The organism is Mesorhizobium sp. M7A.F.Ca.MR.148.00.0.0 (assembly GCF_003997735.1).
In the GTDB taxonomy this organism is placed as follows: Bacteria; Pseudomonadota; Alphaproteobacteria; order Rhizobiales; family Rhizobiaceae; genus Mesorhizobium.
This window is the reverse complement of sequence record NZ_RZTB01000640.1, coordinates 1-248: the sequence shown is the minus strand read 5'-3', so window position 1 is coordinate 248 and position 248 is coordinate 1. Positions and strand designations below refer to the sequence as shown.

The 248-nt window shown below is 60.5% G+C and carries 1 pseudogene; it reads left to right on the top strand.

Going from position 1 to position 248, the window contains the following annotated elements:
- Positions 1-248: pseudogene (locus tag EOB49_RS35635) on the top strand (elongation factor P); the annotation flags it as partial.

The following is a 248-nucleotide window of genomic DNA, read 5'->3' as shown; positions in this document are numbered from 1 at the left end:
GGTGGAGCGCGCCTATGTGGAAGAGCGCGAGCACACCTTCCTCTACCGTGACGGCGAAGGCTTTCATTTCATGAACCCGGAAAGCTACGACCAGGTCGCGGTATCGGAAGCCGTGGTCGGCGACATGGCGCCTTACCTCTTGGAAGGCATGGCCGTGCAGGTTTCACAGTTCAACGGAATTGCCATCTCCCTTGTGCTGCCGCAGCGCGCCACCTTCGAAGTGGTGGAAACCGAGCCGACGACCAAGG